This window comes from Methanoculleus sp. UBA291, assembly GCF_002499755.1.
Lineage (GTDB): Archaea > Halobacteriota > Methanomicrobia > Methanomicrobiales > Methanoculleaceae > Methanoculleus > Methanoculleus palmolei.
Genome location: NZ_DANC01000021.1, coordinates 42,608 through 62,072 on the forward strand (window position 1 = coordinate 42,608; position 19,465 = coordinate 62,072).

Here is a 19,465-nt window from a genome sequence, read left to right on the forward strand (position 1 = left end):
CCCCGGTATGACCCCAAAGTCATGCGCCGTGAACGGGGATGAAGCGGGGGCCTCCCGTAGATCCGCCGGGGGCCTTTTGTCCCAGTACGTCTTCTCAGTCATTCAGGACCCACAAAGGTCAATTCAGTTGCTCCAATCTGCGGGTGGCCTCCAGGAGGGTCTCATCCTTCTTTGAGAAGGTGAACCGGACCCGGTTCTCCCCGCCGTCTCGGAAGAACGAACTCCCCGGAACCGCTGCAACACCGACATTCTCGACGAGGTGCCGGGCAAACTCCGTATCGTTCATCCCGAACTCCGAGATGTCGGCGAAGATGTAGTAGGCCCCTTCCGGGAGACGGCACCGGAGACCGGCTTTTGTCAGGCCCGAAAAGAGGATCTTTCGTTTCCGGTCATAGAGAGCCGCAAGGTCCCGGTAATACGAGGGAGGGAGATCCAGCGCTGCAACACAGGCACGCTGGAGGGGAGCCGGGGCTCCCACGGTCAGGAAGTCATGGATCTTCCGGATCCGGGCCGTCAGGTCCCGGTGGGCCAGGGCATACCCGACCCGCCAGCCCGTAACGCTGTAGGTTTTCGAGAAACTCCCGATCGTGACCGTTCGCTCCTCCATCCCGGGAAGCGAGCCGATCGAGATATGCTTGCGCCCGCCATAGAGGATGTGTTCGTAGATCTCGTCCGTGATCGCGACGACATCGTTCTCGACGCAGAGATCGGCAAGGAGCCGCAGCTCCTGCCCGGAAAAGACCTTCCCGGTCGGGTTGTTCGGGGTATTGAGGATGAGGACCCGGGTCTTCTTGGTAAACGCGGATTTCAGGGCCTCCTCGTCGAGAGAGAAATCGGCCTTCAGCCGGATGAACCGGGGTACGGCCCCGGAGATGACGGAATCAGGCCCGTAATTCTCGTAGAACGGCTCGAAGATGACCGCCTCGTCGCCCGGCGAGATCAGGGCAAGGAGGGAGGCCATCATGGCCTCCGTTGAGCCGCACGTCACGGTGATCTCGGTCTCCGGATCGAACTGCATCCGATTGTACGCCTCCACGTTCCGGGAAAGAGCTTCCCGAAGGGACCTGTCCCCCCAGGTGATCGCATACTGGTTCACATCGGCATGAAGCGCCGCACAGGCCGCATCCTTGAGTTCCCGCGGGCACGGAAAATCGGGAAATCCCTGGGCAAGGTTGATGGCGTTATTCGCTATCGCAAGCCGCGTCATCTCACGGATGACCGACTCGGAAAAATGGTCGGCACGGGACCTCCGGGAGGGCTCCATCGCCCCGCAGTCAGTGTATGGTGCAGGAGACAAGCCGCTACACCCCACATCTCTCATACCTTGGCATATTGATCATAAAGAGAAATAGTTCCGGGGAAAGGAGAAAATTTTGCCGCAATCATTCTGAAAGTTCCCTCAAACAACCAATATCACTCGTTATCATCCCGAACGAAAGAACGACCGATGAGATTGCGGGTTGTGGTTCAGCGTATCTGCGGAGAAAGGATATATTTTATACGACCACATATTCAGGTGGTGTAATGAAAGAGTCCCCCTGCGATTTTGATATGTGCGAAGAGGTGTGCGAGCATCCTCAAACGATATGTCAGGCAAAAAAAGAGATGGCGCCGGAGGAAGACATTCAGCATGCGACAGAAATATTCCGGCTTCTGGGCGATGTGACCCGGTTTAAGATATTATACGCTCTCTCTAAGCGCGAGTTGTGTGTCTGCGATATTGCAGCGGTGGTGCAGATGGCGCAATCGGCGGTATCGCATCAGCTCCGTCTTCTGCGCGGGGCCCGCCTGGTCAAGTATCGCAGAGAAGGGACCATGGCCAAGTATTCGCTGAACGACGAGACTATCGCCGTTCTGCTGCAGCATGGGCTCGACCACGTCCGACAAAAATAACAAGAGATTCGCCGGAGCGGCCCTAGCCCGTCCAGCAAGAAAAAAAAATCAAAACTGACCTGTTTGCAGCGCGTCAGTCTCTATGTAGTTGATCGGCTTACCCCCTGCATCAAACGCATGCCATTCAAGGTAACGAGAAGCGACGACCCCATGTCGGCAAGCACCGCCAGCCAGAGATCGACGAACCCGAGAAACGTCAGGGCAACGAATACCAGTTTGACCATGATGGCAAAACCGATGTTCTGCTTGATAACGGTCACCGTCCTGCGGCTCAGGTCGATCACATAGGCCAGCTTCCCCAGATCGTTGGACATCAGGGCGATATCGGCCGTTTCCAGCGCCGTATCCGAGCCGGCCACACCCATCGCAACACCGACGTTGGCGGCTGCCAGCGCCGGGGCGTCGTTGACGCCGTCCCCCACCATCACGACGGTGCCGAACTCTTTCGTCAGTTTCTGCACGGCAGCCACTTTGTCCTGCGGCAGCAGGTCGCTGTAGTAGGCATCAAGGCCGAGGTCTTTTGCTATGGCGCCGGCCACCCGGCGATTGTCGCCGGTCAGCATGGCGATGTGCTTCATGCCGACCCGGCGAAGGGCCCGGACGGCATCCCTGCCGCTGCCGCGCAGCGTGTCGGCCACTGCAATCATGCCGAAGATTGCACCCCCGGAGCCGACCAGCATGACCGTCTTGCCCTGCTCTTCCAGCCCGGTCACCCTGTTCATATATTGCGCCGGGTTCAAACCCAGGTCCTCGAAGAGACGCAGATTCCCGATATAGACCGTCTGCCCGTCGACGTCAGCCCGGGCGCCGCGACCGACCAGAGCCTTGAAATTCACTGCCGGCTGCAGGGGTAAACTCCCGGCCTTTTCGACGATGGCCACGGCCAGGGGGTGTTCCGACCATTTTTCGACGGCCGCCGCCATGGCCAGGAAGTCCTGCTCGGTATGTTCACCCAGCGGCAGGACATCCGTAACAACCGGGCGGCCGTGGGTCAGGGTGCCGGTTTTATCAAGAGCAATGGCCTGAATGGCGCCCATCTGCTCGAGGTAAGCGCCGCCTTTGATGAGGACGCCGTTACGGGATGCGTTGCCGATCGCCGACACGATGGACACCGGCGTCGAGATGACCAGGGCGCACGGGCAGGAGATGACCAGCAGCACGAGCCCGGTGTAGAACCAGTACGCAAAGTCCTGACCGAACAGCAGCCAGGGGAGGACCATGGTTCCGGCAGCGGCAAGCAGGACCGCCGGGGTATAGTACCTGGCGAAGAGATCGACAAACTGCTGCGAAGGCGCTCTCTGGGCCTGGGCCTCCTCCACAAGGTGCATAATCTTCGCCAGCGTCGAATCTGCGGCGACCCGGGTGACCTCAACCTCCAGAGCGCCGTGTTCATTGACGGTCCCGGCATACACCGCATCGCCGGCTGCCTTCTCCACCGGGAGCGACTCCCCGGTGATCATCGCCTGGTTGACGGCCGACATACCGCTCCTCACCGTGCCGTCCATCGCAATTCGCTCTCCGGGTTTGACGATGATCAGGTCGCCGACGGCAACCTCCTCCACCGGCAGCCTCTGCTCCACCCCGTTGCGCCGCACCAGAGCGTCGGGCGGGGCCAGATCCATCAGCGTCCGGATAGACTGCCGGGTCTTATCCATCGTATAGGTCTGGAGGGTGTTGCCGAGAGAGAAGAGAAAGGCAACGGTTGCCCCTTCGCTCCACTCCCCAATGGCCGCCGCCCCGATGATGGCGACGGTCATGAGAAGGTTCATGTCGAAGGTGAGGGAACGCAGGCCGTACAGTCCCCGTTTTGCCGTGCTGTAACCGCCGACAATCGTAGCCGCGGCGTACAGCGGGATCACGATGGGGTCGCTGAAACCCAGCAGGTCCAGGGCACCGGCCACCGCCAGTATGATGCCGGAGGCGACGGTTGCCTGGGTGCGCCGGTGGGCCCACCACGAGATCCCGGTTTCCGGGCGGTGCCGACCCGCTTCTTCGCGTTCGGCTTTATACCCGGCCTGCCCCACCGTCTTCAGGATCTCGGCAAAGGGAGCGGTGTGCTCCACCGTCATTTTGCTGGCGGCAAAATTGACCTGCACCGAGCGTACTCCCTCCAGCGCGCCGACCCGTCTCTCCAGGTTGGCTGCGCAGTCGGCGCAGTCGAGGCCGGAGAGCCGGAACACCGAACGCCGGACCTCCGGATGGCCGGCGTCTGCGGAAAGGAGCGTGGCCCGGTAGCCGAAACCGCCGACCGCCTTCTCGATCTGCTCCGGCCGGATCCGCACCCGGTCGTAGGTCACTTTCATCTTTGCCGTAGCAAAGTTGACGTCTGCATCGATGACGCCGTTGAGTCTTCCAATGCCCTTTTCGAGCGTAGCGGCGCAATCGGCGCAATCAAGACCGTCCACGGCGAATGTGTCGGTCAGAGCATCGGCAGCGGCTGCCGCCCCGGGACCCGCGTGTCGGTGCATGTCACCCTCATGGCAGCAGTCACAAACGGGCTCGGCGGACGCAGGTTGTGCGGGCTCTTCGTCCGGGCAGCAGTCGCAACCCGCCCCGGCGGTCGCCGTGGAGTCTTCCGGCAGAGAACAATCGGAAGCTGCTGCCGGATCAGATTCGGGGGGTTGCTCCGACGAATCCGGGCGGCAGCCGCACCGGCAGGCGGTTTTCTCCGCTTCATCATCCGGTGATGAATGATTATGGGCCATTGTTTTACTCCGGCCCGTATCCGATGTGTTTGATATCCTGCGACAGCAACGAGCCGACGTGTTCGCTGGTTAAAGAATACCCGGGCGATCTTTCCCCGCGGCGGCGGTCGACCGGGAGTACACCGGGCAACGGCCGTAGTCGATGAAATGCTGCCGGCGGTCTCGTTGACACAATGACACCGGTATCGCAGGCGTGTGCCTCCGGGGGAGATATGACTCGCAATGTCTTCGCCCCGGCTGTATTCGGCGGTTTGAATATCCCGCCCAATTTCCGGGCTTCCGGTGCAGGGCTCATCTCTTCGTTTGCAGAGTTGCCGTCCCGACGTCCGCAACGGCGTGAGCGCAGGTCCTTTCGGTCTTCTCCGATAGACATAAACAGTCCCTTCTCATCGATACACCACAAATATGAATATATATTCACATATCGAGTATATGAATTCATCCCCGGGCACAGGTTCGACCGACGAGAACTCGGTAAGATCTGCCGGATCAGGCGGCACATGCAGGTGTATCTGGCAGGAAGAGAAACGCGAAGACTGCCTATATGAACATCTTCTGTCCACTCGCCGGTTCCCTCATCTTCACGGCGCCCGCCCAGGAAGTTCCGGGTCGTACTTCAGGGGATACAGGGCTGCAGAAGCCATGGGCATGAATTTTCCTTCACGTTCCCCATAGGCATCACCCATACTCCGGATCAGTCTTTTGAAGGGAGACGCGTTCAATCCGGCCGCCCCACACCCCGCACAGGAACATATATACGAAGTGTCTGCAATCAGAAGACCGCCAGCAGGCAGGAGAAGAACTATCATGGCGTGGAGAAGATCGGCACGCGAACCATGGAGCGAGTTTGAAGATATGCTCTCGGGTATGCAGAGGCAGTTCACCGAGATGATGGAGAACCTTTCACGAACCGCGCAGCAGCCACCTCTCCCCGGCGGGGCCGGGACGATGGTCGACGTCCTCGAACACGACACCGACGTCGTGGTCGTTGCCGACCTCCCCGGCGTTGAGAGAGGAGACATAACCGTCCGGCTCCTTGACCCGCGGACGCTCCGGATCGCCGCCCGGCGGGAGGAGGCAAGCGAAAAGGAGCAGACAGGATACCATATGCGGGAGCGGAGGATCGGTTCTCTCTCCCGGACGGTCTCTCTCCCAACCGATGTCAAGGACGAAGGGGCGGGCGCCACGTTTAAAAACGGGACTCTCGAGGTGCGGCTGAAGAAAGCCGCCGAGGCCCGCGGCGAGGAGATTCCAGTGGGCGGACCGGCCGGCCAATCCGTCGCACAGGAGCACCGGCAACAGATTGAGGAAGAGTACCGGGAGGACAGGGAGAAGATGAGGCCGTCCGGGTACCGGAGTCGCAGCGACCTGATGGAAGAAGCGCAGAAGATCAAGATCGAGGAGAAAGGAGACCCCGACGAGCAGAAGAAGGCCGCAGAACTCCGTCGACAGAAGGAGAGGATGTACGAAGAGGGGAAAAAGACGTTCCGGTGAGGCGGTCAGGCCGCAAGGTCCCGGACGGCTGAAAATCCCGCCTCGATAAGATCCATCCGGCCCCGGTTGCGCCAGCCGGGATAGGGCAGACAGAGAAGGTGATTCTCCTCGAAGAGGACCTCCCGGAGGTCTCCGGAGATCTCTGTAATCGTCCTGACACCGGCGAGGGCATTCGCATAGGGCTCGATCTCGCGAAGCCCGGCGAATGCCGTACTTCCGAGGGCGACGACGTATCCGGGGGCGAGACCGGCGATCTCCCGTCCGAGAATTTCCCGCGCGCTCAACCGGACGAGGCCTCCGGGAACGGCCGCCCTCCGGTTCTTCCGGAAGACGCACTTGACGGTATCGACAAGGAAGAAGCCGTTCCCGGTGAAGAGATCAAGGTTTTCCCGGCGCGATTCGCCGTTAAGCCCGAGCAGCAGAAACAAATTTTCCGCAAACCCGAGGGAGAGCGGAGCGCGTCCCCCGCGATGTCGCACGTCGTAGCGGCCGTTCCAGAAGTAGGGGTAGTCGGGATTCAGACAGTCGGAAGGTGCGGCAACCTCGCGCCGCCCGGCAGACCAGGGTGGGGATTCGGCGACGAAGAGCACCCGTATGCGGTCGGGCGGCCTGCAGTATGCGCTGCAAACGTCGTGAGGCAGGAGTTCCGGCAGGATGACGTCGCAGAGATCCGGGCGACCGACGGAGTAGCGGCGGTAGACCTCCCGAACCCTCGCGGCGCTCACCGGCGGAGGGTTTTTGACATCCATTCCAGGAGGTTTGCTTCGCAGAAGTGATATATCTTTCAGGAAGGCACCACACGCGATACGATACACGGACACACGCCCTGTATTCTTCATCCTCACGCTACTGAGATCTGCTGCGCGCCCCCGTCACCCCCACAAGATAAAGATACATAAACACCAAGATATGAAAGAATGGAAAATAACGTTACCTTTCAGGATTTCAATATCTCGCAAAAGACACTCCAGGCGATAGAAGACCTGGGCTTTGAGGAGCCCACGCCGATCCAGGTACGCACAATACCAATGATACTCAAAGGCCGCGACGTGACCGGCCAGGCCCAGACCGGGACAGGAAAGACGGCAGCGTTCGGCATCCCGGCAATTGAGCGCGTCGACCCCGACAGCCGGGCGACACAGGTTCTTGTCCTCTCTCCCACCCGAGAACTCGCCATTCAGACCGCCGAAGAGTTCTCCCGCCTGGCAAAATACCACAAGGGCATCAGCACCACCCCGATCTACGGTGGCCAGCCGATAGACCGGCAGTTCAAGGCATTGCAACGCGGCGTCCAGATCGTTGTCGGGACCCCCGGCCGGGTGCTCGACCACCTCGACCGCGGGACGCTCTCGTTTGCCCGGGTAGGCCTGGTCGTCCTCGACGAAGCCGACCAGATGCTGGATATGGGATTTCGTGAAGATATCGAGAAGATCCTGGACGAAACACCAAAAGACCGCCAGACGGTTCTCTTCTCGGCCACCCTCCCGAAACCCATCCTCGATATCTCGAAGAAGTTCCAGAAGAACCCCGAGTTCATCTCTGTCGCACGGCGCGAGGTGACCGTCCCGCAGATCGAGCAACTCTACATTGAGGTGCGGAATAGAGACAAACTCGAAGTCCTCACCCGTCTGCTCGATATGTACGACCCGGAATTGACCCTCGTCTTCTCAAACACCAAAAAGGGCGTCGACGAACTGACCACGCACCTCCAGGCCCGCGGCTACTTCGCCGAAGGACTCCACGGGGACATGAAACAGACCCTCCGGGACCGGGTGATGGCAAAGTTCCGTGCGGGGACGATCGACATTCTCGTCGCCACGGACGTCGCCGCGCGGGGCATCGATGTAGAGGACGTCGACCTGGTCATCAACTACGACGTCCCGCAGGACATCGAATATTACATCCACCGGATCGGCCGGACAGCGCGTGCCGGCCGCACCGGACGGGCCGTCACGTTCGTGGGCCCGAAAGAGTATTTCAAACTCCGGACGATCCAGGACTACACCCGGATCAAGATCGCCCGCATCCCGCTCCCAACACAGGGAGATGTTGAGGAGAGCCGGACACGGAAACTCATCGACCGGGTACAGCACATCATAGAGGAGGGCGACCTTGAACACTACATGAACCTCGTCGACCAGATATCCGAAGACTACACCTCACTTGAGGTTGCCGCGGCCCTCCTGAAGATGGAGCTTGCCGGGAGCAGTCCGGGCGACAGGAACCAGGTCCTGCCGCAGGAGATCGGACCGGCTCAGGGGTTGGCTCTCCTCAAGATCCCGGTCGGAAAAGAGCACCAGATCCGGCCCAAAGATATTGTCGGAGCACTCGCAGGCGAGACCGGGATTCCCGGGACCGCAATCGGAGCAATCAATATCTACGAGACATACTCCACGGTCGATCTCCCCCTCGACCTCGCCGACCAGGTCATTGAGGGAATGAAAGGGAAAACCATCGCAAGGGTCCGACTGACCCAGCCGATCGAGATCATCGGAGCGCCGGGGAGCAACGTATCTTGGGACAGGCGGTAAGTAAGAGCATGCGGGCTGGCTCCATTCCGGAGCACCTCTTTTATCGGGCAACGTGAAGAGAAAGGCCGCTGAACCACACTCCGGCTTATTCGGAACGCTTTTACACGAAATCTGGAATTCATTTGGTAAAGGTTGACGGGGGTGCTTCACGGCAGCCCGGAAGTATGGGGGGTTTCCCGGCATACCGGCACCGCCCCCTCCCATAGGAGAAAGGATTATATCCTAGAATACGTATTTTGTCATCGAAGGGGGTGGTGGCGTCAACGGATACGAGATGCAATCACTGAATCTCCCGAAAGTCTCATCACCAAGTGCATCCTCCCGGTAAGACCTGCCCAATAAACTCATATCACCCACAAGAGATACGAATACCATGGTGTGCTGTAAGCCTCTGACCGGGTTCAGACAACCTGTGCTGCCGACCCTGCATCCAGAGGGCGTTGACGGGTGACCAGACGACGCGTCACGCCCTCCTGGAAACCCGATCTGAAGTTAGGAGACGCGAGACCGTGAAGTCCATGTGACTGCTCCTTCGAGGTCGTCCCCGGGGACACCCTCCCTCTGAATTGCAGTCCCGTAGACCGATTGCTGCGTTCGGGTCGCGGTCCACGACGAGCCTGCAATGCGGGCAGGCATGGACCGCGCCCGGAGAGCTTTTTTGCGACGATCATCTCACACAGATAGTTTCGAAAAACGGTTACAGGTGTCGTGGGCCTTCTGCCTGCCTTCGTCCTGAAGCATCAATGCGTGAGAGATAATAATTTATACTGACTTAAGCGGTTATCAAAAGCAAACGTCGTTTGACAGCGATCAAATTTGATTTATACCTGTTTCATGGTAAAATGGGCACGCGAAAAGGATAATAGGAGAGCATGGATTCGGACCTTCCGTGCGGGGCCGGGCAGGGGAGCACCATGGCAATCCCGGGGAGGAACGCCCATATAGGCAAGGGACCAAACGCTACCTGATGCAATGGCCCGAAAGGATGTTACATCGGTCGTCGCTTACGACGACATAACCTTCAGGAGGATGCCGGATTCGGCCGATGCCGTCTACGTCGTCGGCGAATACCGCATCGACGACATCCGGCCGGACGAGAGAGTCCTCGATATTGGGGCGAACGTCGGTGCGTTCTGCATTCGGGCCGCCCGGAGATCCCGGCGGGTCCTGGCCGTCGAACCAATCCTCACGGAGGCACTCCGGGAGAATGTCAGAGCAAACGGCGTCGACGTCACGGTGTTCGACGGGGCGCTCGGCGATGGAAGCGTAAGGCGGATCGCCTGGGGAAACCGGACCCTCGCCGTGAAAACCCGGACCCTCGAGGAGTTCATCGATACGGCCAGGGGCTGCGACTTCCTGAAGTGCGACTGCGAGGGTGCGGAATGGTCCATCCGGCCCGGGGCCCTCGACGGGGTGCGCCGGATCGAGATGGAACTTCACATGCCCCCGATCGGGGGGCCGGTGAACAGGGCGCTCCTCGACTACATCGGGGAGCACTACGACTTTACGATCGACCGGACCCCGGGCTACGATGTGCGGGGCGTGATGGGGATCCTGCACGCCGCCCGCAAGAACGGCAAACGACATCTTCGCCCTCAAATGCCGGGAGTTCCCGTCTCCGCCGATAACCAGGATTCGGTCGACACGCATAAATAGGAGTCAGGATCACCACCCCGCCGGTGAAGCAGTATGGCACAGGTAAAGGAAGGCGACACCGTCAAGGTGCACTACACCGGGAAACTGGAAGACGGCACGGTCTTTGACAGTTCCAACGAACGAGAGCCTCTGGAGTTCACCATCGGCAACGGACAGATTATCTCCGGGTTCGAGCAGGCTGTGATCGGCATGACGCCGGGAGAGACAAAGACCGCCACGATCCCCCCGGAAGAGGCATACGGTCCGCACCGTGAAGACATGACGCTTACCGTAGACCGGGAGCAGTTCCCCGAAGATATCAACCCCGAGCCGGGCCAGCAACTCCAGATCCAGCAGCCGGACGGCAAGGCGGCAATCGTCGTCGTCAGCGACGTCTCGACTTCGACCGTGACGCTGGACGCAAACCATCCGCTGGCCGGAAAACCCCTGACGTTCGACATCCGCCTCATGGATGTCGTCAACGCGGCATGAGAGCGGGTAACCGGTGACCACCGGCCCACTCTTATGTCCGCAGAACTCTTCTCAACCCCGCAAGCGGGTGGGTATTGACGATATCGTCCGCCGAGAGCCAGCCTCGCCGGGCGGTCGCGACCCCGAACTCCATGTAGCGGAGGTTCTCCCGGCTGTGGGCGTCCGAACCGAGCGAGAACCGGACTCCCGCCTCGCGGGCCGCGAAGCAGTTGACGTCGGAGAGGTCCAGACGGGACGGAAAGGCGTTGATCTCCATCAAGACACCGAGTTTTGTTGCGGCATCATAGACCGCAGATAGATCGATCCGGTAGGGCTCGCGTTCAAGGAGGATCCGCCCCGTCGGGTGGCCGATGATGTCGACGTGGTCGTTATGCATCGCCGTGATAACCCGCCCGGTCATCTCCCGCTCGGTCTGCTTGAACCCGGAATGAACGCTCGCCACCACAACGTCAAGGTCGGCGAGGACGCTGTCCGGGAGGTCCGGCTTCCCATCCATGCCGATGTTGCACTCGGTGCCGGAGAGGACGGTGAAATCATCGCCGGCCACCCGGTTAATCCGCTCGATCTCGCGCACCTGGTCGGCCAGGCGCCCGGGGGAGAGGCCGCGGGCGATATGGAGGGCCTCTGAATGGTCGCAGATGGCGATGTACCTGTAGCCGAGTGCTCGCGCCGCCTCCGCCATCTCCTCGATGGAGTGAGCGCCCTCGCTCCAGCGGGTATGGACGTGGAGATCGCCCCGGATCGCGTCGTAGCCGACGAGGTCGGGCAGGGTCCCGGTCCGTGCGGCCTCGATCTCGCCGCGGTCCTCCCGGAGTTCCGGCTCGATCCAGGCAAGACCGAGAGCCCGGTAGACCCCGCCCTCGTCCTCGCCCGCGACCGTCCTGCCGCTTGCAAGGTCTACGAGCCCATACTCGTTCAGCCGCCAGTTTCGCGCAACAGCAAGTTTCCGGAGAGCAATATTGTGCTCCTTTGAACCCGTGAAATACTGGAGCGCGGCCCCGAAATGCCCGTCCTCCACAACCCGGAGGTCGACCTGGATCCCGGTCGCGAGCACCACCGACGTCTTCGTCGTTCCCCGGGCGAGAACCCGCTCAATACCCGGAAGGGTGGAAAATACCTCCATCACCTCCTCCGGGCGCGAAGAGGTCGCGAGGACGTCGACGTCCCCGACCGTCTCCTTCCTGCGCCGTATCGAACCGGCAAGGCTCACCTGCCGGACCGACGTGAGCGACGAAAGACGCCGTTCGATATCGCGGGCGACGGGCAGGATATACCCGAGAAGGCGGCGCTCTTTTGCGGTCCGGCTCATCCGGACGCTCTCGAGGATGTTCTGCTCGGTCTTCTCCCCGAACCCGGGGAGGTCGCGGATCCGGCCGGCCGCTGCCGCCGCCTCCAGGTCGTCGACGGTCCGGACCCCGAGTTCCCGGGCGAGATAGACCGCCTTCTTCGGCCCGATCCCGGGAAGCCGGACCAGGTGCTGCACGCCCTCCGGGAGTTCCTCGCGGAGAGACGCGAGGTAAGCGAGGCGGCCAGTCTCGACGATCTCGCGGATCTTTTCGGCGATGCTCTTGCCGACGCCGGGGATATCATCGAGGTCGCCCTCCCGCGCGACGTCGGCGATATCCTCCGGAAGAGTCTCGATCGCCCGGGCTGCCCGCCGGTATGCCTGCGGCTTGAACCGGACGCCTTTGATCTCCAGGAGGTCCGCGACCTCGTCGAGGACCGCCGCGACCTCTATATTGGTCACCTGCGAAAGATTCTCCACCGTCACGCCTCCCGCTGCCGGCGGAACATGGCCGCGACCTCGGTGGTCGTCGTCGCCTGTTCCGGGCTCTTCTCGTCCCGCCACCGCACGAACCGCGGGAACCGGAGGGCGAGCCCCCGCCGCCGCTCCGGGTCCCAGTTGCAGGTATGGACCGGGCTCTCGGTGATCTCAAGCCCGAGCACCTCCACGACCCGGGCCGGCACGAACCAGAAGTCGGGTGCCGCCTGCGGGTTCACCATCACCCGCGCCGGCTGCCGGTCCGTCCTCGCACCGGCGAGCCGTCGGGGGAGGCCCGCGAGTTCTTCGTCAGAGAAACCCGTGCCCATGCCGCAGACCGTCTGAAAGAGGTCTTCCTCGTGGTTATAGGCGGCACAGAGGACCGAACCGTAGGTCCCGGCCCGCTTCCCCCGACCGGCGCTGGCGCCGACGATGACAAGGTCGAGCGTATCGGCAAGGCCGGGAGCGTAGTCCCCCTTCCACTTGATCCACTGCCACTCCCGCGCTCCCGCCCGGTAAAACGAGTCCTTTGCGCACGACTTGCAGACGATCCCTTCGAGCCCGCGTTCAATGCAGGCGCTGTAGAACTCCGTGATCCCGTCGGTATCCCCTGTTACAATGCGGTCGGCGACGGAGATCCGGTCGTCCCCTGAGAGGACCGCCTCGAGTATCGCCCGCCGGTCGGGGTAACTCCGGGAGAGGCAGGACTCGCCGTTAACGTAGAGGAGATCGAAGACCCGGTAGGTCGCGGGGATCTCGCCGGCAACCTCCCGGACCCGGTACTTCCGTCGCCGCCGCATCAGCGTCTGGAACGGCTGATAGGTCCCGGCCTCATGGTTGAACGCAACCGCCTCGCCGTCGAGGATCGCCGTCTTCGCCGTAACGGAGCCCCGGACGCGGCGGACGATATCGGGGTACTGGTCGGTGACGTCGGTCAACCGCCGCGAAAAGAGGGTGACGTCGTCGCCGTCCTTGTGCGCCTGAATCCGTTCGCCGTCGTACTTCTCCTCGACGGCGATGACGGGAGAGCCGATCCGCTCGAGGATCTCCGAGATCCTGGCGACCCGCTGGGGAAGCATCGGCCGGACGGGCCGGTGCAGGGCGATGGTGATTGCCTGCACCCCGGGCGGCCCTTTCACCCGGAGCGTCCGGGCCACAAAACCGATATCGGATGATACGTTGTAGGCATGCTCGAGGAGCGGGCGCCCCGTCTTCGATCCCAGGTATGCCTCCGCAAGGGCATCGAGGAGCGTCATATCCCCGACGCCGAGCCGCATCTCCCCGGTGGCGAGCCGGACCAGGTAACGCCGCTCAGGCGGCGTGGCGGCGGTGAGCAGCCGTGCGAGGATGTTTTTCTTCTCTTCCGCCGAACCCTGGCCGGACGCATGGGCGATCCCGACAAGACCGCGGTGGACGTCGGCGACCGAGAGCGATCCTGTGGCCGGGGCCTCGATCAACCGGGATGCGGCGTCGCCGTAATCGCCGAGTTCCCGCGTCGCCGCCTCGACGAAAGCCGGATCGGTTCCGGCCGCAAGAGCGATCGCCGCCGCCGTGGTCCGGTCCCCGAGGCCCAGATTCAGATCGCTGGCGCCCGGACCGATCTCTCCCAGCACAAAGTAGCAGACGATGCCGATCTCGTCCGGCTCCGCCCCGGCGAGCAGTCGCGCGAGAAGTGCGGTCATCTCGTTTCGGGACGATGTCGCCTCAAGCCGCTCAAAGCAGGAGGTGAGGGTTGCAAATTTCACGGCTGACCGGTTTCTTCACTGCCGGGAGCTACATCAACGTTGCGGTCTCCGGCCCGGCGGGGACTTTATTACCGACCGGGGACAGGGTAGGTGCATGGAGCCCCTGATACGTGTCGAACCTCCGGGTGAGAAAGCCCTCGAGGTGCTCCGCCGGGACGCGGCGGTCATCTCCCGGTCGATCGTGAGGAAGTACCCCCTCGTGCTGCAGAAGGCGAGCGGCGTGAATCTCTGGGATGTCGATGGAAACCGCTACCTTGATTTTACGGCCGGGATCGCCGTAATGAACGCGGGGTGGAACCACCCCCGGGTCGTCTCCGCCGTCCAGGAGCAGGCGAAGTACCTCTCGCACGGGGCGTTTCTGGACTTCTGCTCCGAAATCCCGGTGCGGTGCGCCGAGGAATTGGTGAGACTCCTCCCGGACGGGCTTAACCGGGTTTACTACGCCAACTCCGGGGCGGAGAGCATTGAAGCGGCGATGAAACTTGCCCGGCACCACACGGGCAGGAACTTCTTCATATCGTTCTACCGCGGGTTTCACGGCCGGACCTACGGGGCCCTCAGCCTCACCGCCTCGCAGGTTATTCAGCGCCGCGCCTTCGGGCCGTTTCTGCCGGTTGTCCACGTGCCTTATCCCGATCCCTATCACCCGCTCGGCGGGGACCCCGCGACCTGCGACGCCGACGTCATAACCTACCTTGAGGATACCGTCTTTCGCTCCGAGGTCGCGCCCGACGAGGTTGCCGCGATCTTCGTCGAACCCGTACTGGGGGAAGGTGGATACGTCGTCCCGCCGCCGGGTTTCCTTCCCCGGCTGCGGCGGCTCTGCGACGAGCACGGGATCCTCCTTGCGGCGGATGAGGTGCAGTCGGGGTGCTTCCGGACCGGGCGGTTCCTCGCCTCCATGCACGCCGGCGTCACCCCCGATATCGTCTGTCTCGGGAAAGCGATCGGCGGAGGGTTGCCGCTCGGCGTCACCGTTGCCTCCGAGGAGGTCATGGACTGGCCGCCCGGCTCGCACGCGAGCACCTTCGGCGGGAACAACCTTGCCTGCGCGGCGGCGCTCGCCGTGATGGCTCTCCTCCGTGAAGAGGGGTTCGGAGACCGGGTGCTGGAAAGAGGAGAGTATCTGATGGAGCGCCTGCGCGAACTTGCGGAGCGGCATCCGATCGTCGGGGACGTTCGCGGCCTCGGGCTCATGGCAGGGATGGAACTCGTCCGGGACCCGACCACAAAGGAGCCGGCAGGAGAGGAGCGGGAGACCGTCCTCCGGCACGCGTTCGAACACGGTCTCGTCCTGCTCCCGGCAGGGGAGTCGACGATCCGGTTCAGCCCGCCCCTGACCATAGACGAGGAGGAGATCGATATCGGCATGGATATCCTCGACAGGGTCATGGAGGGGTTTTAATGCCGGAGTCGGAGAAGGTCACCTACGTCTCGCTTGAATCGGACGAGAGGCTCCACGGCGAGTACGAAGCGGCGCTCCATGAGATCGAGCGGGAGTTCGGAAAGCGCCACCCGATGTACATCGGCGGCCGGGAGGTCACGGCCGATCGGGAGTTCGAGGTGTGGTCTCCCATCGACGCGACCGTCCTGCTCGGGGCGTTCTCCTCCGGAGGAGAGGAGCATGCCCGGCAGGGAATCGCCGCAGCGAACGGGACCTTCCCGGAGTGGAGCCGGAGGGACTGGCGGAAACGGGTCGCGGTCATCAGGCGGACGGCCGATGCAATTGAGGACCGGCTCTTTTCGCTTGCAGCCCTCCTGACTTTTGAAGCAGGGAAGACCCGGTCCGAGGCACTGGCGGAGGTCGGCGAGACGGCCGATATGCTCCGGTATTACTGCGGGGTCTACGAGCAGAACAACGGCTACGTGCTCTCCCTGCACTCCCCGGCCCCGGGGGAGGAGTCCCGGAGCGTCATGCGGCCGTACGGCGTCTGGGCGGTCATCTCCCCGTTCAACTTCCCGATAGCGCTTGCCGCTGGCATGATCTCCGGGGCGCTCCTCACCGGGAACACAGTCGTCTTCAAACCGACAAGCAAGACGCCTCTTTCCGGGGCGACCCTCTTCCGACTTTTTGCGGAGAGCGGGGTCCCTCCCGGCGTCCTCAACCTGGTGACCGGGCCCGGGGGCCCCTTCGGCAGAGTCGTGGCCGCCCATCCGGACGTCGCCGGGATCGCATTCACGGGGTCGCGGGCCGTGGGGATGCGGCTGGAGCGGCAGACGGTCGCGGTGCAGCCCTACCACAGACCGCTGGTCATGGAACTGGGGAGCAAAAACCCGGTGATCGTCACGGCGAACGCCGATATCACAAAGGCGGTTGAGGGTGTGGCCCGGGCGGCCTTCGGGTTTGCGGGACAGAAGTGCAGCGCCGCATCCCGGGTCTACGTCCAGGCATCGGTTGCGGAGCGGTTCCTGCAGGCGCTCCGCAACCGGGCGGAGCGGATGGAAATCGGGGACCCCCGACGGCGGGAGGTCGCGTACGGCCCCCTGATCGACGACGATGCGCGGCTGACCTTCCAGAAGGCGGTCGACGAGGCGATCCGGGACGGCGGCAGGATTGTTGCCGGCGGGAAGGTCCTCGAGGACGAACGCACCGGTCGGGGCGCCTACGTCCGGCCCACGGTCATCGCCGGCCTCGCGCACGATCACCGGATCTTCCGGGAAGAACTCTTCGTCCCGATCCTCGCCGTCGGCACCTTCGAGACCCTCGATGAGGCGCTCGCGCTCGCAAACGCGACGGAATACGGCCTGACGGCGGGAATATTTACAGAAGACCCAGAAGAGGTGGAGAATTTCTTCGACAGGATACGGTTCGGGGTCGTCTACGCCAACCGGCGCGGAGGGGCGACGACCGGAGCCTGGCCCGGGGCCCAGCCTTTCGGGGGCTGGAAGGCGAGCGGAACGACCGGCAGGGGTGTCGGGGGACCCTACTACCTCCTCTCGTTTCTCCGCGAGCAGGCAGAGACCCGGGTGACGGAGCCGGGCGGAGATGAACAGGACCTCGCCCGCCGCACGCCGGCATCACAATAAGGGGAGAGGTCCCACCACCCACACAAGGAAGAGATCGGCATGGGCAAGCGCAGGAAGATATCGGTCGTCGGCGTCCTCGTCTCATGGGCCATCGGACTTGTCGTCTTCCTGATCCTGCTCGGCCTCCTGAACGCCCTCGCCGGCTCCTCCGTCCAGACCCCGGTCTTCCTCCGCATCGTCGCGTTCCTCAACGCGAATCTCGGGCTGCTGATCCTGATCTCGGTAACCTTCCTCATCGGCGACCTCTTCGGCGCCCTCGCGTTTCCTCTGAACCTGCCCGGCCCGGTCTTTGGCGCCGTCGGTGCCGTCCTTCTGGTCGTCTTTCTCTTCCGGCTCATCCGGATCGTCGGCGAGATCGCGGGCATTGGAATCTTCGCGCTGCTTACCGGGACGCCCGCGCTCCTGATCTCCCTCTTCGTCTTCGTCGTCGTGCTCGTCGGGGGATACATCGCGCTCTTTGCGGACCCACCCGGCGAGGATCACAGCTGAAGCATGAGCCGACGATTATTCGGACCCTTCCGCCTCCTCAAACGTACTCACCCCATATTCCTGTAACCGGCCGGTCTCCGGGTTCATACGAACTATCACGAAGAGTTCATACTCGGGGTTCTCCCAGAGGGCGAGGGCAGGGTTGTCCTCCCGGGCCCGGAACCCAAGGTCTTCGAGGCCCTTGCAGACGTCGCCGTAGGTGGTGCTTGCGGCGATCATCTCCCGGACCCGGCCCTTTCTGGTCTCCTGCTCCTTCCGGTAAGCCGCTATCGATCCGCGCATGCGATTGACCATACCGCATACGTCCTCATAAATTTGACCCGGCGGGAGACAGGTGAGAAGAGGCGGAGATCGGGTTGTCCGGAAAAAAGACCTTATCGGGCAGTATATCCAGGGAAATCTTCCCTGTGGTCTTCAAGGTCGTCGTAGGCGGCCACCCTGTACCCCGCATACCCGCCCCCGAGGTTCATCCTGAGCAGGACAAAGATCCTGAGGGCAGGCTGTACCCAGATCGCGACATCGGCATCGTCCTGCTCGGGAACGAAGTTAAGCGACCGGAGTGTCTCTTTGACACTGGCGTAGTCGGGCGTCGACTGGATCATCTCCTCGATCTCCGCCATCACGGCCCGCTGCTGTGCCGCTGCGATATCATCAAGCATGGCTCTCCCGATCGATCGTCTCATATAAAACATGATCCGGGAGCGGATATCGAGAAGAATCTCGCCGCCCCGGGGCGTTGCAGCCCCCCGGACCGGCGTCTTAAATGCCGGATTTTCACATTCCACAGAGTAAAACTACGAAAATTCCCGTAGTTAAAGCAAGATATTTATTTTCACCAAATCAAGTGATGACTGATATCTATGCGAGGAAAGACAGCACTTCTGGGGATTGTTCTGGCGATCCTTCTCTCTGCCGCGGTGATCGGCAACGTCACCGCACAGGTGTCGGAGGAGTCCACAGACAAACTGATCCATGTTTCAGGGACGGGCAAAGTGACGACCACACCCGACCAGGCCGTCATCCGGTTCGCGGTCGAGACCGAGCACGCCGACGTTACGGTGGCGCAGCAGCAGAACGCCCAAAGAATGGACGCCGTGATCAATGCTCTAAAGAACGCAGGAATTCCGGAGAAAGATATCCGGACCGCCGGTTACAACATCATCCCGGTGACCGAAAACAACGACCGGCCCCTGACTACCGACGCAAAGGTCCGGTTCTACCGCGTCGTCAACACCCTTGAGGTCACGCTCACCGACGTGAATCGCGCCGGAGAGATCATCGACCTTGCAGTCGCGAACGGCGCAAACCGGGTCGACCGGTTCACGTTCACCTTAAGCGACGCAAAACAGCTGGAGTTCCGCTCGCAGGCCCTGACCGCCGCGGTAGCGCAGGCGCGGGGCGACGCGGACGCGGTTGCCGCGGCCCTCGGGAAGACCATCGTCGACGTCAAAGAGGTCAACGTCGGAAACAACTACATACCGCTGGCTTACGACAGCAGTTATATGAACATGGAAAAGACGGCGGGTGCGGCGGTCCGGACCCCGCTCGAGGTCGGTGAGATCGACGTGACCGCAACCGTCTCCATCTCCTACGTCATCGGGTAACGCTTTCGCAAAACCCACTTTTTTTTGTCTGCAGGTCCGGGGGCGGTCTTATGCACCGTCCCGGTGAAGATATCGGCGCCCTCATCGG

The 19,465-nt window shown here is 62.2% G+C and carries 16 protein-coding genes; 9 read left to right on the forward strand and 7 right to left on the reverse strand.

The features are described from left to right. Nucleotides 1-118: 118 nt before the first annotated feature. Nucleotides 119-1,297, reverse strand: a complete 1,179-nt coding sequence (locus tag BP737_RS05050) for a pyridoxal phosphate-dependent aminotransferase (RefSeq protein ID WP_292410188.1) — start codon at nucleotides 1,295-1,297, stop codon at nucleotides 119-121. Between the two features lie 227 nt (nucleotides 1,298-1,524). Between BP737_RS05050 and BP737_RS05055 the strand changes: the two genes are divergently transcribed. Further along, entirely contained in the window at nucleotides 1,525-1,893 is a 369-nt protein-coding gene (locus BP737_RS05055; protein WP_292410189.1) for an ArsR/SmtB family transcription factor, read from the forward strand. A gap of 80 nt (nucleotides 1,894-1,973) precedes the next feature. On the opposite strand, the gene BP737_RS05060 is transcribed toward BP737_RS05055, so the two are convergent. Next, on the reverse strand, nucleotides 1,974-4,361 hold the full coding sequence (locus tag BP737_RS05060; RefSeq protein ID WP_292410191.1) for a heavy metal translocating P-type ATPase: 2,388 nt from the start codon (nucleotides 4,359-4,361) through the stop codon (nucleotides 1,974-1,976). A 1,044-nt stretch (nucleotides 4,362-5,405) separates the two neighbouring features. On the opposite strand from BP737_RS05060, the gene BP737_RS05065 reads away from it, so the two are divergent. Then, nucleotides 5,406-6,092 carry an Hsp20/alpha crystallin family protein gene (locus BP737_RS05065; RefSeq protein WP_292410193.1) on the forward strand — a complete coding sequence of 229 codons (687 nt, stop codon included), beginning with the start codon at nucleotides 5,406-5,408 and terminating at the stop codon, nucleotides 6,090-6,092. Nucleotides 6,093-6,097: 5 nt separating this feature from the next. On the opposite strand, the gene BP737_RS05070 is transcribed toward BP737_RS05065, so the two are convergent. After that, nucleotides 6,098-6,841 carry a uracil-DNA glycosylase family protein gene (locus BP737_RS05070; RefSeq protein ID WP_292410194.1) on the reverse strand — a complete coding sequence of 248 codons (744 nt, stop codon included), beginning with the start codon at nucleotides 6,839-6,841 and terminating at the stop codon, nucleotides 6,098-6,100. Between the two features lie 168 nt (nucleotides 6,842-7,009). Here BP737_RS05070 and BP737_RS05075 point away from each other — a divergent pair, with 168 nt between their 5' ends. The 3 genes from BP737_RS05075 (at nucleotide 7,010) to BP737_RS05085 (ending at nucleotide 10,750) form a co-directional block, all read left to right on the forward strand. Then, nucleotides 7,010-8,623, forward strand: a complete 1,614-nt coding sequence (locus BP737_RS05075) for a DEAD/DEAH box helicase (RefSeq protein ID WP_292410196.1) — start codon at nucleotides 7,010-7,012, stop codon at nucleotides 8,621-8,623. A 972-nt stretch (nucleotides 8,624-9,595) separates the two neighbouring features. Continuing rightward, nucleotides 9,596-10,279, forward strand: a complete 684-nt coding sequence (locus BP737_RS05080; RefSeq protein WP_292410198.1) for an FkbM family methyltransferase — start codon at nucleotides 9,596-9,598, stop codon at nucleotides 10,277-10,279. 33 nt (nucleotides 10,280-10,312) lie between these two features. Then, nucleotides 10,313-10,750 (forward strand): FKBP-type peptidyl-prolyl cis-trans isomerase, encoded by a 438-nt coding sequence (locus BP737_RS05085; protein WP_292410200.1) that lies wholly within the window; start codon nucleotides 10,313-10,315, stop codon nucleotides 10,748-10,750. Between the two features lie 31 nt (nucleotides 10,751-10,781). Here BP737_RS05085 and polX read toward each other — a convergent pair whose 3' ends face one another. Both polX and BP737_RS05095 read right to left on the reverse strand, forming a co-directional pair. Then, the gene (polX, locus tag BP737_RS05090) at nucleotides 10,782-12,515 is read right to left on the reverse strand and encodes a DNA polymerase/3'-5' exonuclease PolX (protein WP_342685981.1); all 1,734 of its coding nucleotides are present in this window, start codon (nucleotides 12,513-12,515) and stop codon (nucleotides 10,782-10,784) included. Between the two features lie 2 nt (nucleotides 12,516-12,517). Further along, nucleotides 12,518-14,257 carry an ATP-dependent DNA ligase gene (locus tag BP737_RS05095; protein WP_292410204.1) on the reverse strand — a complete coding sequence of 580 codons (1,740 nt, stop codon included), beginning with the start codon at nucleotides 14,255-14,257 and terminating at the stop codon, nucleotides 12,518-12,520. Between the two features lie 94 nt (nucleotides 14,258-14,351). On the opposite strand from BP737_RS05095, the gene BP737_RS05100 reads away from it, so the two are divergent. The 3 genes from BP737_RS05100 to BP737_RS05110 are packed head-to-tail and all read left to right on the forward strand — an operon-like array spanning nucleotide 14,352 to nucleotide 17,773. Beyond that, on the forward strand, nucleotides 14,352-15,662 hold the full coding sequence (locus BP737_RS05100; protein WP_292410206.1) for an acetyl ornithine aminotransferase family protein: 1,311 nt from the start codon (nucleotides 14,352-14,354) through the stop codon (nucleotides 15,660-15,662). Further along, entirely contained in the window at nucleotides 15,662-17,284 is a 1,623-nt protein-coding gene (locus BP737_RS05105) for an aldehyde dehydrogenase family protein (RefSeq protein WP_292410208.1), read from the forward strand. Before BP737_RS05100 ends, BP737_RS05105 begins: the two co-directional genes overlap by 1 nt. A 39-nt stretch (nucleotides 17,285-17,323) precedes the next feature. Continuing rightward, on the forward strand, nucleotides 17,324-17,773 hold the full coding sequence (locus tag BP737_RS05110) for a hypothetical protein (RefSeq protein ID WP_292410211.1): 450 nt from the start codon (nucleotides 17,324-17,326) through the stop codon (nucleotides 17,771-17,773). A gap of 15 nt (nucleotides 17,774-17,788) precedes the next feature. Here BP737_RS05110 and BP737_RS05115 read toward each other — a convergent pair whose 3' ends face one another. Together BP737_RS05115 and BP737_RS05120 are read right to left on the reverse strand one after the other, a co-directional pair. Then, on the reverse strand, nucleotides 17,789-18,055 hold the full coding sequence (locus BP737_RS05115) for a hypothetical protein (protein WP_292410213.1): 267 nt from the start codon (nucleotides 18,053-18,055) through the stop codon (nucleotides 17,789-17,791). 92 nt (nucleotides 18,056-18,147) lie between these two features. Beyond that, complete coding sequence (locus BP737_RS05120) at nucleotides 18,148-18,432, reverse strand: hypothetical protein (RefSeq protein ID WP_292410215.1); 285 nt, start codon at nucleotides 18,430-18,432, stop codon at nucleotides 18,148-18,150. A 201-nt stretch (nucleotides 18,433-18,633) separates the two neighbouring features. On the opposite strand from BP737_RS05120, the gene BP737_RS05125 reads away from it, so the two are divergent. Continuing rightward, complete coding sequence (locus BP737_RS05125; RefSeq protein WP_292410217.1) at nucleotides 18,634-19,377, forward strand: SIMPL domain-containing protein; 744 nt, start codon at nucleotides 18,634-18,636, stop codon at nucleotides 19,375-19,377. Nucleotides 19,378-19,465: the final 88 nt, after the last annotated feature.

Coding starts and splice junctions, on each gene's coding strand:
- BP737_RS05080 (WP_292410198.1), top strand. CDS start 9,596: ATGGCCCGAAAGGATGTTACATCGGTCGTCGCTTACGACGACATAACC.
- BP737_RS05085 (WP_292410200.1), top strand. CDS start 10,313: ATGGCACAGGTAAAGGAAGGCGACACCGTCAAGGTGCACTACACCGGG.
- BP737_RS05105 (WP_292410208.1), top strand. CDS start 15,662: ATGCCGGAGTCGGAGAAGGTCACCTACGTCTCGCTTGAATCGGACGAG.
- BP737_RS05100 (WP_292410206.1), top strand. CDS start 14,352: ATGGAGCCCCTGATACGTGTCGAACCTCCGGGTGAGAAAGCCCTCGAG.
- BP737_RS05070 (WP_292410194.1), bottom strand. CDS start 6,841: ATGGATGTCAAAAACCCTCCGCCGGTGAGCGCCGCGAGGGTTCGGGAG.
- BP737_RS05125 (WP_292410217.1), top strand. CDS start 18,634: ATGCGAGGAAAGACAGCACTTCTGGGGATTGTTCTGGCGATCCTTCTC.
- BP737_RS05120 (WP_292410215.1), bottom strand. CDS start 18,432: ATGCTTGATGATATCGCAGCGGCACAGCAGCGGGCCGTGATGGCGGAG.
- BP737_RS05075 (WP_292410196.1), top strand. CDS start 7,010: ATGGAAAATAACGTTACCTTTCAGGATTTCAATATCTCGCAAAAGACA.
- BP737_RS05115 (WP_292410213.1), bottom strand. CDS start 18,055: ATGCGCGGATCGATAGCGGCTTACCGGAAGGAGCAGGAGACCAGAAAG.
- BP737_RS05060 (WP_292410191.1), bottom strand. CDS start 4,361: ATGCACCGACACGCGGGTCCCGGGGCGGCAGCCGCTGCCGATGCTCTG.
- BP737_RS05055 (WP_292410189.1), top strand. CDS start 1,525: ATGAAAGAGTCCCCCTGCGATTTTGATATGTGCGAAGAGGTGTGCGAG.
- BP737_RS05110 (WP_292410211.1), top strand. CDS start 17,324: ATGGGCAAGCGCAGGAAGATATCGGTCGTCGGCGTCCTCGTCTCATGG.
- BP737_RS05065 (WP_292410193.1), top strand. CDS start 5,406: ATGGCGTGGAGAAGATCGGCACGCGAACCATGGAGCGAGTTTGAAGAT.